Source organism: Bradyrhizobium cosmicum (genome assembly GCF_032290525.1).
Taxonomy (GTDB): Bacteria; Pseudomonadota; Alphaproteobacteria; order Rhizobiales; family Xanthobacteraceae; genus Bradyrhizobium; species Bradyrhizobium cosmicum_A.
Genome location: NZ_JASXTA010000030.1, coordinates 61,747 through 74,846, shown reverse-complemented (window position 1 = coordinate 74,846; position 13,100 = coordinate 61,747). Strand labels below are relative to the sequence as shown.

The window sequence follows — 13,100 nt, the reverse complement described above, 5'->3', positions numbered from 1 at the left end:
CGACGCTTTCACACCCGAGGAATGCGCCAACTATCTCAAAAATTCAGGCTATCGAACTTAATGCCATCACGCTTTAGTATTTTGACCAGTGCGTCAATTTCATGCTGTCACTGGAGTAGATAAACGTGCTCTCCAAGTGATCCATAGCCCGCTTCTTCACGACCATCGTTACGTTGAAATCACAACGCCGGTCATTCAGGCTACGAGCTAACGTAAAGCAGTGCTGGTCGACGATCTGCTTTTCGGGCCCATCGATATTCGTAGCCATCAATATCGCGGTGCGCCCGTGCGTACGATCGAATTTCACGCATCGGTACTCATCATCATCGAATCTAAAGCAGGCCATCCCTCCTGCCGTCCGGATTTTCTGACCGACCTGCGCTTCGCGACCCAATCCTAGCGTCAGGTGCCAGGCAACCACTTCGATCGCGTCTTCCGCTGGCACTTTCCTGGGCTCACTGGCGAGCCGCGGCCGGCTTACCGATCCAAGTCCGAATGTTGAGCCGAGTTGAACAAGCCTTGCCTCACCTTCCTTCATTTTTCTCGCAGCTTCTCCGAGAACGTCCGCCGACGATGAGGGGCATAAATCGTTTGCAGTCCGAATCAGTCTGCCAGCATCTGAAAACCCCACATTGAGGGGATCGACCCCGCGATCCTTCACCGCGATCCACTCACTGCCGCGATAGACTGAGAGGTAGTTGTTGCTGGCCCATTGGCGAGCAATGCCGTTCAGAGCAACAAATTCTCCTCCGATCTCTGCGATTCCCAAGAACGGATAATCTGCGGCGCAAATAACATTCTCGCGCATGCGGATGTCCGTAAAGAGGCCTTGCTCGACGCGAATCGCAGTGACCCGAGCCGGTGCCCCAGGGGCGGCCTCCTTCCCTGCGCCTTCAGCCGACTGCGAGGGCTCCGTCCTCGACGCCGAGGAAGCAGGCGATGGACTCGACGCGTTATTATTCGCCGAAGCGTTCTCTGTCGCGTGTTTGGATTGATCAGATTCGATCGAAGCCGATACCCGCCCGCCCTCCCTAATTGAAGCGCCAGAATGATCGATGGCGTAGCGGATCAATCCTGTTGCTACGAGGACGACCAGAACAAGGGGCGCAAAGGATTTGCCGGAGCCACTCGCTCCACGGCCAGTTCGGTGCATTCGGGTATTTCAGCGGTCGGGGTTGGTACTTGATCGTTGCAAACAGGACTAGTCGGCCGACATACGCACCGTCAATACTACCAATGGAGGCAACCGCTAGCCGGTCGGAGTCCGAAGCCAACATAATAATGACGTCGATCCCGGCTGATCTTTAATTCCCCGTCTGCAACTCGCCAAACCGCTTCCAGCTCTTGCCGTTGAAGCGCATGAACTGCATCTGGACGACCGGGACGCGATCGGACGGGCGTGTATTCACCTTGATGCCCGGCAAGAGCATCGGCAGTTCGAGATTCCGGAATGTTCTCGGTCGACAGGTCGGCGCCGCAGGCTTTCAGCACCGCCTCCAGCGCCATCGTGCTGTTGTAGGAAGTGACATAGTTGGTGTCGCGCTGGTCGGCTTCCGGCAAATCTTTGGTGCCAAGTCGTTGCGAGCGCGGCTGCATCAACACCGTCACTGCGGGCGCGAAGCAATCCAAAATCTGGCCGCGGGAACAGTCCAGATTGCTTCGCCGCGCTCCCAAATGACGGCGATGCGGAGACATGGGCCCCGGCTCTGCAGCGCATCGTCAAAGGGACGCTGCGCTGCGTCCGGGGCACGAGTCCAGCCAACGAAAAACGCGGCGTTTCCGCCGCGTTTTTCAATTTCATCTACCACCCCGCGATTACGCCTGCGGCTGCGGCTCCAGGCCGGGATCCGGATCGGGCCGCGGGCGCGACTTGCCGGCCGGCGGCACGGCGGAGGCGCGCGGCGTGGTCGGTTCGAGCACGGACTCGCGGTTCGGCTTCTTGCCCTTGAGCAGGTCGATGATTTCGTCGCCGGAGAGCGTCTCGAACTCGAGCAGGCCCTTGGCGAGAGCCTCGAGATCGGCGCGCTTCTCGGTGAGAATGCGCGTCGCTTCGTTGTAGCCCTCTTCCACGAAACGCCGGATCTCGGTGTCGATCTTCTGAACCGTCGCCTCCGATGCGTTCTGGGTCCGCGACACCGACATGCCCAAGAAAACCTCGTCCTGATTTTCGCCATAGGACACGGTGCCGAGCGCCTCGGACAGGCCCCAGCGCGTCACCATCATGCGCGCCAGCCGCGTCGCCTGCTCGATGTCGGACGACGCACCCGACGTCACCTTTTCGCGGCCGAAGACCAGCTCTTCGGCGACGCGGCCGCCCATCATGATGGCGAGGCGCGAGGTCATCTGCTCCAGCGACATCGACAGCTTGTCACGCTCGGGCAGCTGCATCACCATGCCGAGCGCACGACCGCGCGGAATGATGGTCGCCTTGTGGATCGGGTCGGTCGCGACGACGTTGAGGCCGACGATGGCGTGGCCGCCCTCGTGATAGGCGGTCAGCAGCTTCTCTTCCTCCGTCATGACGAGCGACTTGCGCTCGGCGCCCATCATCACCTTGTCCTTGGCTTCCTCGAACTCGGCCTGCGTCACCATGCGCTTGTTGCGGCGGGCGGCGGTCAGGGCGGCTTCGTTGACGAGGTTCATCAGGTCGGCGCCGGAGAAGCCCGGGGTGCCGCGCGCGATAGTCTTGAGGTTGATATCCGGCGCCAAGGGCACTTTGCGAACGTGAACCTTGAGGATCTGCTCGCGGCCGACGACGTCGGGGTTGGGCACCACGACCTGACGATCGAAGCGGCCCGGACGCAGCAGCGCGGGATCGAGCACGTCGGGACGGTTGGTCGCGGCGATCAGGATCACGCCCTCATTAGCCTCGAAGCCGTCCATCTCGACCAGCAACTGGTTCAGGGTCTGCTCGCGCTCGTCATTGCCGCCGCCGAGGCCGGCGCCGCGGTGACGACCGACCGCGTCGATTTCATCGATGAAGATGATGCAGGGCGCGTTCTTCTTGGCCTGCTCGAACATGTCACGGACGCGCGAGGCGCCGACACCGACGAACATCTCGACGAAGTCAGAACCGGAGATGGTGAAGAACGGCACGTTGGCTTCGCCCGCGACCGCACGCGCGATCAGGGTCTTGCCGGTGCCAGGAGGGCCGACCAGCAGCACGCCGCGCGGAATGCGGCCGCCGAGGCGCTGGAACTTGCCGGGGTCGCGCAGGAATTCGACGATCTCCTGCAGGTCCTGCTTGGCTTCGTCCACGCCGGCGACGTCCTCGAAAGTGACGCGGCCATGCGCTTCGGTCAGCATCTTGGCGCGCGACTTGCCGAAGCCCATCGCCTTGCCGGCGCCGCCCTGCATCTGCCGCGACAGGAAGATCCAGACGCCGATCAGCGCGATAAACGGGAGCCAGGAGACCAGCAGCGACACGAACCACGGCACGTTGTCGCCGGGCGGCTTCGCAGTGATCTGCACCTTGCTGTCATAGAGGCGCTTCACCAGCGTCGGATCGCTCGGCGCATAGGTCTGGAAGCTCGAGCCGTTGGTGAAGGTGCCGTGGATGTCCGGTCCCTGGATCACGACGTCGCGCACATTGCCGCGGTCAACTTCGCTCAGGAGCTGGGAGAAGGCGATGTCCTGCGAGGACGCCCGCTGGCCAGGATTCTGGAAGAGCGTGAACAACGCCAATAGCAGCAAGACAATGATGACCCAGAGGGCGAAATTGCGCAGATTGGCGTTCATCGATCTTCCTTCGTGGTCGCGCGGATCGCGGCCTGATCCTTGGGCAGTTAATTTGGTCTGTGCGAGGAAATCCCCAAGGAATCCTCTCGGTTGGACGCATACAATTTAGGTGCCGCCCCGGTCGCTGCCAAGGGAACGAGATGGGACTATTTATCCCATCTTAGCGCGATTCCCGCTGAAATAATGGCGACCTGCCCGGGGTTTTTCCTGCCTGGTTAAGGTGTCCTGACGGCGTGCCGCGGAAACGGCCGGTGTCATGATCCGCCCTCAGCCGCCCTTCGCACGCTCGCTTGCATGTTCCGTTGGGAACGCCGGGCCGGTGCCGGCGCGATGTGGATACGCCCTCCAGCAAGGCTGATCAAGGCTCCCGCAAGGGTCTGCTTCAGGATCGCACGGCCATTTGCGGGGGCACGGGAAGTTGCGGCCACGGCCTGAGTCTTGGCCTGATTCACGGCCTGATCGAGCGCGGCCAGGAGGGTCTCGACTTTACCGAGTTCCGCCGGCCCTTCATGGCCGAGGGCATTGACGGCCCGCAGCAGGAGCCGCAGCCGGACCTCCTCCGGCAGGAGGGCAAATGCTTCGGCCTCGAAGCTGCGAGCGGCCGCCTGCGGCGCATCGCCGCGCGTTCTGAGCTGAAGGAAGCGCTCGGCGCCATCGACCAGCACCTCGACCGCCGCGTTGGCGCGCGCCAGCCTTGCCGCAAGGCGGGCGAGGCTCCTGCTATCGCCGCCCTCGGCCGCAAGCTGCGGCAGCAGCGCACGCAAGCGCGACCGGGTGAAGGCGGTGTCGCGGTTGGTGGGATCGTCGGCAAAACCGATTCTGGCCCGCCTCAGCGTCGCGATCAGCTGCGACTTCGGGACATCGAGCAGCGGACGCGCCAGCACGATGCCGTCGCGTTCCGTAAAACGGCCCATCGCCGACAGTCCGGCGAGTCCGCTGCCGCGGAGCATGCGCATCAGCAGGGTCTCGGCCTGGTCGTCGCGGGTGTGAGCGGTCAACACATGGCTCGCGCCGGCTTTGCGCGCGGCTTGCGCCAGCAGGCGATAGCGGGCTTCGCGCGCGGCCGCGGGCAGCCCCGTGCTCGGCTTGGCGCCGCGCCAGCGCAGGGTCCGGTGCGTCAAGCCGAGCTCGGTTGCGAGCCGCTTGACCTCGCGCGCCTCACATGCCGCTTCAGGGCGCAGGCCGTGATCGATGGTGACGACTGTCAGTTGCGGGCCGCGCGCGAGGCTGCGCCGCCAGCGCGCGGCGAGCCACATCAGCGCAACCGAGTCGGGCCCGCCGGAAACCGCGAGCACCAGCGCCGGCGCGCTTTTCAGCCCGGCGAAGAGTTGCTTCGCCGCGCGCGCCGAAATCGGTGAATTGTCCACGTCTGACATGACAGGGCCCAGCAGAATGGCGGGCACTGTATTAGCGCAGCACCATCCGCATTGTCAGGGCGCAAACACCGCGCGTCAGCACTTCACCCGCTTCTGCTCGCGATCGACCGCGCTCTTGACCCCGGCCGAGGCGCGCGGATATTTGCGGCCGACCTCGCCGAAGGCGGCGCAGGCGGCTTCCTTCTCCTTCAGCGCGGCCAGCGACTGGCCGAGCCGCAACAGCGCATCCGGCGCCTTGGCCGATTTGTCGTATTTGGTGGTGACGGCGAGGAAGGCTTCCGCGGAGTCGCGATATTGCTGGCGCTGGAAGTAGCTCTCGCCGAGCCAGTATTGCGCATCCCCGAGCAGCGGGTCGCTCGGATATTTCTGGGCGAAGTTCTTCATGGTCTGCTCGGCGAGCGCATAATCCTTGCGCTGCATATAGCCGATGCCGAGGTCGAACTCGTCGCGCGGCGTTGCCGAGGGCGGCAGGGTCGCAAGGCCCGTGCCGCCTGACGGCGCCGGGCTACCCTGTTGCACCGGCGGATAGGCCGGCTGTGCGGGCACTGCGGCTTGCGGGTAGCGGGGGCCATTGTTGGAGAGATCGAGCGGCTCGCCATAGCCGCGGCCGCCGGGCGCGCCTGCCTGTGTGCCTGCCGCGATCGGCTGCTGCCCGCCACCGAGCGCGCGCGGCGCGCCCGGGGCACTCGGATTTTGACTCGGGTCGAACGCATCGCCGCGGCGACGGCTGCCGGGCGCGCCCGGCGCAGGCTGCTCCTGAACGATCGGCGCGGGAGAGGCGATCTGCGGCTGCTCGTAATTCGGCTGGACTTGCTGCTGCTGGCGATAGGCCGGCGCGACCTGGCCCGGTGCGAGTTGGGCGGGAGGCATCGCGGCGACATTGGGCGCCTGTCCGGGCGCGCCTTGCGCACCGCCCTCGAGCGCCCGCAGGCGCTCTTCGAGCTGGCGGTTGCGATACTGCAGCTCTTCGTTCTGGCCGGTGAGCTGGCGCAGCTGGTTCTCCAGCCGCTCGATCCGCATCTCGGGGTCGGCATCGTCCGACTGCGCAAGTGCGGGCACGCACAAGGAGAGCAGCGCGGCGATCGCCACGGTGCCGGTAAAGACCTTAAATCTGGATGACATCTTGCCCTGACGACGAAAGCTAAATGGCCTGCGACGGAACATTCGACGCGCCACACATTGAAGGGGAGTACGCCAAAACTGTGACTGGTACCAAGGGTTTTAAGTCACGGATTGCTGAAACGAAACCGGCGCCCGAGAGGGCGCCGGCATCATCGGTATCTGAAGATGAACAGGGCCTGACAGCGTCAGGAGCTCGCGTTCAGCACGGTGACGGCGCGACGGTTCTGCGACCAGCAGGAGATGTCGTTGCAGACGGCGACCGGCCGCTCCTTGCCGTAGGAGATCGTGCGCATGCGGTTCGGATCGATGCCGCGCGAGGCGAGGAACGAACGCACCGACTGGGCGCGGCGAGCGCCGAGCGCGATGTTGTATTCGCGGGTGCCACGCTCGTCGGCATGACCTTCGATGGTGAAGCTGTATTGCCGATAGTTCTGCAGCCACTGTGCCTGCTTCTCCAGGGTCACGGTCGCCTGCGGGGTCAGATCGGTCTGGTCGCTTTCGAAGAACACGCGGTCGCCCACGTTCACGACGAAATCCTGCTGGCTGCCAGGGGTCGCCGCGTTGGCCATCGCATCCGTCGCAGCGTTCTTGTTGGCGCAGGCGCCCATCGACAGCGCGATTGCAATCACCGCAGCCAGCCTCAATCCCTGGAGGATACGCATAGGATATTTCATTCCGGAGCCTCCACGCTCACGTTCGTCCACTGCTGTCCGGTCTACAGGGGGTTGGTTAAGCGAACGTTCCGTCAACCTTGATGGAACCTTGCCTCAGCCGATCAAATGCCCCCAACCCGCGAAAAGCACCCGTCATGGTTAATGGGTTGTAAATGTGGCGCGAGGGTGAAGGCAAGCCGCGTCAGCCGGCAAAACGCCGGCTTTTGCTGGAAATTTGAGCGCGAACGATGATGAGGTGAACAGAGCCCCGGCCGAAAGATGCGCGGCGGCTCGAGACCGTGACTGACCGCGGGACGTCAGACGTGAGCGGCGTCCGCCACCAGCACCGGCCGCTGCGGGATGGGCTGCTGCGGGACGGGTTGCTGCGGGGCCTGGCGCTGGCCGCCGCGGCCGAACAACATCCGCCGCTCGAAGGCGGTGGAGCGCATGATCGGGTAGCGCTCGAACACCTTCTTGCGGAAGGTCGGGAAATCCGCCGCCATCAGTCCGAACGGCTTTGTCAGCCCCGGAACCAGGCGGGGCTCGGCGATGGTCTCGTGCAGGAATACCCGGCGATAGAACGCCTGATGCTCGGCACGCACGATGGCAAGGCCGAGATCGGCATTGAAATGCTCGCACGCCATGTAGGCGAGCCGCGTCGTCAGATACGGCAATTCCGGCACCCGCTTGACCTGGTCGGGATCGGCGACAAAGCGGGTCGGGTCGATCATGACCGCGCCGCGATCGAGCCGCGGCATCAGGACGTCGGGGAAGACATCGGCCGAGGTGGATTCGCGCCATTCCGGGGTCAGCACGCTGATGCGCACCGAGCTGCAAAGCTGGCCACGCAGATAGACACCGAAGGTCCAGGCGTTCGGCAGCTCGTCATAGCGGTCGGTGACCCGGGCGTCTGCCGATTCCTTGACGGCACCCTCCCGCAAATAGGCGCGATAGCGGAGGTTGTAGATCTCCTCCTTCTCCGCGGTCGTTTCGGCAAGATGGTAATCGACGTCGGTGAGGAGCTCCGCTCCACGTCCAACAGCCGAAATGACAGATCTGGCTGAGGACTGCATTCCAACTCCTTACTCACAACTCACGCCGCGCGAGGCCGGGCCATTGCCGCAGGACAACTTACGCGCGCGTGATGATTTATTAACACCTCCTTAACGACGATGCAAAGCAATCGCGGCGATAGGGTTAATCACCGTAGCACTACGGTGATCAGCAACTGGCTGAAACGATGGGACATTTCCGGAGATGGAGTTAAGCGAAGGAGCGCGAGCCGACGACCTGGAGCAGACTCTCGCCGCGCCGTCCATGCGAGGCGTTGAGGAGCTGGCGCATCCGCACGGCGGGCACCGGACGGCTGAACAGATAGCCCTGCGCCTCCGAGACGGTGCCGTCGGCGCTGATCAGTTCGAGCTGCTCGTTGGTCTCGATGCCCTCGACTACGACTGCCATGCCGAGATCGGCCGACAGCCGCGCCACGCCGCGCAGCAGCGTCAGCGGCCGGTCGGTGTCGATGCCCTCGAGGAAGGAGCGGTCGATCTTGACCTTCTGCATCGGGAAATTGTGCAGGTAGCTGAGGCTCGAATAGCCGGTGCCGAAATCGTCCAGCGAGATGCGCACGCCGAGCGTATGTAGTTGCGACAGGATGTCGTGGGTGAGCTGGGTGTTGTGCAGCAGCGACGACTCGGTGATCTCGATCTCGAGGCGATGGGCCGGGAGCCCTGAGACCTCCAGCGCGTAGCGGATCTCGCTCAGGACGTCGCGCTGGTGGAACTGCTGCGGCGAGAAGTTGACGGCGACGCTGACGCCGTCCGGCCACTTCATGCATTCCATGCAGGCGCGGCGCAGGATCCAGCGGCCGAGATCGACGATCAGGCCCATGTCCTCGGCAACCGGGATGATGTCGACCGGCGAGACGGTGCCGCGCACCGGATGATTCCAGCGCAGCAGCGCTTCGCAGGTGGTGATCCTGCCGGACTTGAGGTTGACCAGCGGCTGGTAGAACAGCTCGAATTCCTCGTTGGCGAGCGCCTTGCGCAGGTCGAGCTCGAGGATGCGGCGGGCTTCGACGGTCGCCGCCATCTCGTCGCGGAAGAAGCAGAAGGTGCCGCGGCCGTCGGCCTTGGCGCGGTAGAGCGCCATGTCGGCGTTCTTGAGCAGCGTGTCGGCGCGGACGTCGCCGTTCGGCGAGGTCAGCGCAATGCCGACGCTGGCGCCGATCTCGACCAGGTGATTGTCGATCCGGTAGCGCTCGCTCAGGCGTTCGACGATGCGACGGGCGAGGCTCGCGGCGTCCTCGGGCGTGGCGATGTTCTGCTGGAACACGACGAACTCGTCTCCGCCGAAGCGGGCGACGAAATCCTCCGGGCGCAGCATCTCGCGGAGGCGGTTGGCGACCGCGCACAGCAGCTGGTCGCCGCAGGGATGACCGAGCGTGTCGTTGACCTGCTTGAACTGGTCGAGATCGACGAAGAGCAGCGCGGACAGCCGTTCGGCGCCCTGCGAGATCGCCAGCAACCGTTCGATCTCGTCGCGGAAGCTGACCCGGTTGGGCAGCGCCGTGAGCTCGTCATAGCGGGCGAGATGGCTGATCCGGGCTTCGGCGTTGGTGCGTTCGGTAATGTCTTCCAGCAGCAGCACGGTGCCGCCGCCGGCCATCGGCTGGAACGTCCAGGCCAGCGTGCGGCCGCGCGAGAAATCCGGATCGGCGGTGACGATCTCGCAGATCCGCGCATGCGCGATCTCGGCCAGAATCTGGTTACCGCTCTCCGCCGAGATGGAGCCTGCGGCGACGCTGGCCGACACGATGTCGGCGGCGGTGGCGCCGCGCTTGACCAGATCGTCCGGCAGCACCATCAACTCGCCGAAGCGATGGTTCATCACCGCAAGACGCCCGTCGGCGCGAAACATGCACAGGCCATGCGGCATGTTGTTGAGCGCGGTATCGAACTGGCTCGCCAGCGCGGATTCGCGGAAGCTCGAGGTCAGCGCCTTGACGAAGATCGCGTGCAGGCTGAGGTTGATATTCTTCAGCCCGATGAAGAAGAACACGAGCAGGATGGCGAGACCCATGTGGTAGAAGCCGCCATGCAGCAGCAGCGCGAGCGACATCGGTCCGCAGGCGAGCGCGACGTGCCACTGGATCACGCGCGGCTGGCCGTAATTGCGGGCGGCGCCGCCGGCGGTGTAGCCGATGCCGATGGCGACACAGAGCATGTCGGCAACCGCATCCTCGTTGAGGTAGATCACGACGAAGGCCCACACGCCGAGCACCGCGGCATAGCTCAAGGCACCGAGCCAATAGCGCGGCGCCAGATGCCTGGCTTCGTCGAATGACAGCGCCTGCGTGCGGTTTTCGTATCCGCGCATCTGGAAGGCACGTGCGGTGCCGATGGCGATCAGCAGGAACGCGATCGGCCACAACCGGACGTCACCGGTCTTCAGCGCAGTCATGACCGCGGCCACGGCCGCGGAGGCCGAGCCCAGAAAGATCGCCCAGAAATTCTGCACCATAGAGTTGATGAGAGCGGCGTAGAGTATCGGCTCCAGCTCGTCTCGATCGCTCTGCTTCTGGTCGGCCAGCTGCATCGGCTTGTTACGCGTCCTGTTTGGCGCGTACTTTTACCCAGACCAGATGAAGCCTTTCTGAGGGAACATCGTTAAAGTCGGGTTGTTTTTCGACTATAGCGAACCCGTTTCTGTTGAAATATCAAGCAACTAGGCAAGCGTTGCCGGGCACAAGGTGAAGGAAAGGTTGCGTCCCGCACCAAACCCGAAAAAATCGGCATGTTTTTTCGAAAACATCGCGCGGCTGAACACGCGATGTTTTAGCCGCGATGGCTCCAGCGCTTTCGGCTCTAACCGGGTGTCGAGGACAGCAGCGGCGACCAGGCCGGGTCGGAGGCGAAGCCCGGCGTCGGCACCTTGAGCTCGTTGCGGCCGGAGATGTCGACGGAGTACAGCGACGGACCGCCGCTGCCGCCGGGATCGCGGAAGAACATCAGCACGCGGCCGTTCGGCGAGAAGGTCGGGCCTTCATTGTGGAAGCCCGAGGTGAGGAGCCGCTCGCCGCTGCCGTCGGGCTTCATGACGCCGATCGAGAACTGCCCGCCGCCCTGCCTGGTGAAGGCGATGTAATCCCCCTTCGGCGACCACACCGGCGTCGAATAGCTGGCGTTGGTGTCGTCCTTGGAGAAGGAGATGCGCTGCGCAGCTCCCCCGCCCGCCGCCATCACGTAGATCTGCGACCGGCCGCCGCGATCGGATTCGAAGCAGATGCGGGCGCCGTCGGGCGAATAGGACGGCGAAGTGTCGATCGCCGGCGTATCGGTGAGGCGCGTGGTCGAGCGCGAGCGCAGATCCATCACGAACAGGTTGGAGTTGCCGCCCTGCTGCAGGCTCATGATGACGCGCTGGCCGTCCGGCGAGAAGCGCGGCGCAAAGGTCATGCCCGGGAAGTTGCCGACGATCTCGCGCTGGCCGGTCTCGATGTTGAAGAGATAGACCTTCGGATCGCCCTGGCCGAACTCCATGTAGGTGATCTCTTGGGAGTTCGGCGAGAAGCGCGGCGTCAGCACGAGATCGGCGCCGCGGGTCAGATAGCGCACATTGGCGCCGTCCTGGTCCATCATGGCGAGCCGCTTGACGCGGCGCTCCTTCGGCCCGGTCTCGTCCACGAACACGACGCGGCTGTCGAAATAGCCCTTCTCGCCGGTCATCTGCTCATAGATCTGGTCGGAGATGATGTGGGCGATGCGGCGCCAATATTCCGGCGAGGTGAAATATTGCTGGCCCGTGAGCTGCTGGCCGGTGACGACGTCCCAGAGGCGGAATTCGGCCTTGAGCCTTCCGTCCTGACCCCGCGTCATGCGACCGGTGACGAGAGCCTGCGCGTTGAGGGTCTTCCAGTTCTGAAATTGCGGCGCGACATCGATGTTGCTGATGCGCTCGATGAAGGCGGCCTGGTCGATCGGCGCGAACAGGCCCGAGCGCTTCAGATTGTTGGTGATGACCTGCGTGACGCCGTTGCTGACCTCGCCGTCGGCGGGCGAGCCCGGCACGAAGTTGGAGATCGCGATCGGGATCGGCCGAAATTCGTTTGGGTCGATACGAATTCGCGGCTGGCCCTGGGCGAAGGCGTGTCCGCCGCCGAGCATCGCGAGAGCCGATCCGGTAACAGTCATGAAGCGGCGGCGGGAGATCGATCGAGCGTCATTCATTGCAAAGTTCTTTTGTTCGGATGTCACAACATATCTTTCAGGCCGAAGGTCATCGGAATGAGCTTCCAGCTATCGTACTGCTGCTTCGGCATGAACGAATAAACCTGACACTGCACGATGGCGCGCTTGGCGCTTTCGGCTATCGCCTGGGCGATCGCCCGGGAAGGCCCCCTCACCCCGACGATGGTCGGCTCCGCCGCCAGCGATCCATCGATCTTCATGGAAATGTCGATGTCAGCTTCGTACTGGTCGGCATCCTGCCCGTTATAGGTCGGCGTGAAGCAGCGCTTGACCGCGCCCTGGAAGGCACCGCGCCAGGTCGCAACATTATTGGCAGCAGTCCCGGTCGTCGATCCCAGCGACGCCGACGCATTCAGCGTCGAGCCAGCGAGCTCGTGCCGGGTCGCGGCGCGCTTGTCGAGGTCGCGCTGGATCTGCGCGGGATCGAAGCTGCGCTCCTTGGGCTTGGGCTGCTGCTGCGGCTGCACCGCTGCGATCTTCTGCTCTACGGGCTTCGGCGGCGGCTTCTTGGTGTCCAGCTTCTTCTGGAGTTCGGCGATCGGATCTTCCTTGGCCGGATCAGGCTTCTTTTCCTGCGGCTTCGGCTCTTCCTTCGGCTTGGCCTCGGCAACCGGCTTCGGCGGCTCGGGCTTCTTCTCGACCGGCTTCTCGACGGGTTTCGGCGGCGGCTCGGGCGTCGAGTTGGTCTTGATCAGCTCTTTCTTCTCGGTGACCTTGCCGACCGCGTCTTCCTCGGGCTTGGCTTCCGCGATCTTCTCGACCTTGGGCTTCGGCTCTTTCTTGTCGCCGGTCTTCTGCCCCGACATCATCTTGGCGAGCTGATCGCTGGAGATGATGTCGATCGGGAGCGACTCTTCCGGCGCGACAAAGGCCTTGCTGCTAAAGGTGACCAGTCCCCATCCAAGCACGAGGACGTGGAGAGCAATCGACGCAACGAGTGTCTTGTCGACGTTCACCTTCAC

9 protein-coding genes and 1 pseudogene are annotated in these 13,100 nt (G+C 63.9%); all 10 read right to left on the bottom strand.

Annotation, left to right across the window (positions count from 1 at the left end):
- Window positions 1–73: 73 nt before the first annotated feature.
- Window positions 74–808 carry a hypothetical protein gene (locus QSV46_RS35120; RefSeq protein WP_314962539.1) on the bottom strand — a complete coding sequence of 245 codons (735 nt, stop codon included), beginning with the start codon at window positions 806–808 and terminating at the stop codon, window positions 74–76.
- Between the two features lie 496 nt (window positions 809–1,304).
- Window positions 1,305–1,566, bottom strand: a pseudogene (locus QSV46_RS35115) (branched-chain amino acid ABC transporter substrate-binding protein); the annotation flags it as partial.
- A 249-nt stretch (window positions 1,567–1,815) separates the two neighbouring features.
- On the bottom strand, window positions 1,816–3,738 hold the full coding sequence (gene ftsH / locus QSV46_RS35110) for an ATP-dependent zinc metalloprotease FtsH (protein ID WP_314962536.1): 1,923 nt from the start codon (window positions 3,736–3,738) through the stop codon (window positions 1,816–1,818).
- Window positions 3,739–3,992: 254 nt separating this feature from the next.
- Complete coding sequence (gene tilS, locus QSV46_RS35105; protein WP_314962533.1) at window positions 3,993–5,114, bottom strand: tRNA lysidine(34) synthetase TilS; 1,122 nt, start codon at window positions 5,112–5,114, stop codon at window positions 3,993–3,995.
- Between the two features lie 75 nt (window positions 5,115–5,189).
- Window positions 5,190–6,236: a tol-pal system protein YbgF gene (gene ybgF / locus QSV46_RS35100; RefSeq protein WP_314962530.1), complete on the bottom strand. Its 1,047-nt coding sequence runs from the start codon at window positions 6,234–6,236 to the stop codon at window positions 5,190–5,192.
- 185 nt (window positions 6,237–6,421) lie between these two features.
- Complete coding sequence (pal, locus tag QSV46_RS35095) at window positions 6,422–6,910, bottom strand: peptidoglycan-associated lipoprotein Pal (RefSeq protein WP_314962529.1); 489 nt, start codon at window positions 6,908–6,910, stop codon at window positions 6,422–6,424.
- 296 nt (window positions 6,911–7,206) lie between these two features.
- The gene (locus QSV46_RS35090) at window positions 7,207–7,962 is read right to left on the bottom strand and encodes an N-acyl amino acid synthase FeeM domain-containing protein (RefSeq protein WP_314962528.1); all 756 of its coding nucleotides are present in this window, start codon (window positions 7,960–7,962) and stop codon (window positions 7,207–7,209) included.
- Window positions 7,963–8,152: 190 nt separating this feature from the next.
- Window positions 8,153–10,486, bottom strand: coding sequence for a putative bifunctional diguanylate cyclase/phosphodiesterase (locus QSV46_RS35085; protein WP_314962527.1), 2,334 nt, complete (start codon window positions 10,484–10,486; stop codon window positions 8,153–8,155).
- Between the two features lie 269 nt (window positions 10,487–10,755).
- A complete protein-coding gene (gene tolB / locus QSV46_RS35080) occupies window positions 10,756–12,117 on the bottom strand; it encodes a Tol-Pal system beta propeller repeat protein TolB (RefSeq protein ID WP_314962523.1) in 1,362 nt (453 codons plus the stop codon).
- A gap of 23 nt (window positions 12,118–12,140) precedes the next feature.
- Window positions 12,141–13,100, bottom strand: coding sequence for a protein TolA (locus tag QSV46_RS35075; protein ID WP_314962520.1), 960 nt, complete (start codon window positions 13,098–13,100; stop codon window positions 12,141–12,143).

What these genes read in the sequence shown, in the direction of transcription:
- QSV46_RS35120 (WP_314962539.1), bottom strand. Translation starts at nt 808, where the DNA reads ATGCGCGAGAATGTTATTTGCGCCGCAGATTATCCGTTCTTGGGAATC.
- ftsH (WP_314962536.1), bottom strand. Translation starts at nt 3,738, where the DNA reads ATGAACGCCAATCTGCGCAATTTCGCCCTCTGGGTCATCATTGTCTTG.
- tilS (WP_314962533.1), bottom strand. Translation starts at nt 5,114, where the DNA reads ATGTCAGACGTGGACAATTCACCGATTTCGGCGCGCGCGGCGAAGCAA.
- ybgF (WP_314962530.1), bottom strand. Translation starts at nt 6,236, where the DNA reads ATGTCATCCAGATTTAAGGTCTTTACCGGCACCGTGGCGATCGCCGCG.
- pal (WP_314962529.1), bottom strand. Translation starts at nt 6,910, where the DNA reads ATGAAATATCCTATGCGTATCCTCCAGGGATTGAGGCTGGCTGCGGTG.
- QSV46_RS35090 (WP_314962528.1), bottom strand. Translation starts at nt 7,962, where the DNA reads ATGCAGTCCTCAGCCAGATCTGTCATTTCGGCTGTTGGACGTGGAGCG.
- QSV46_RS35085 (WP_314962527.1), bottom strand. Translation starts at nt 10,486, where the DNA reads ATGCAGCTGGCCGACCAGAAGCAGAGCGATCGAGACGAGCTGGAGCCG.
- tolB (WP_314962523.1), bottom strand. Translation starts at nt 12,117, where the DNA reads ATGAATGACGCTCGATCGATCTCCCGCCGCCGCTTCATGACTGTTACC.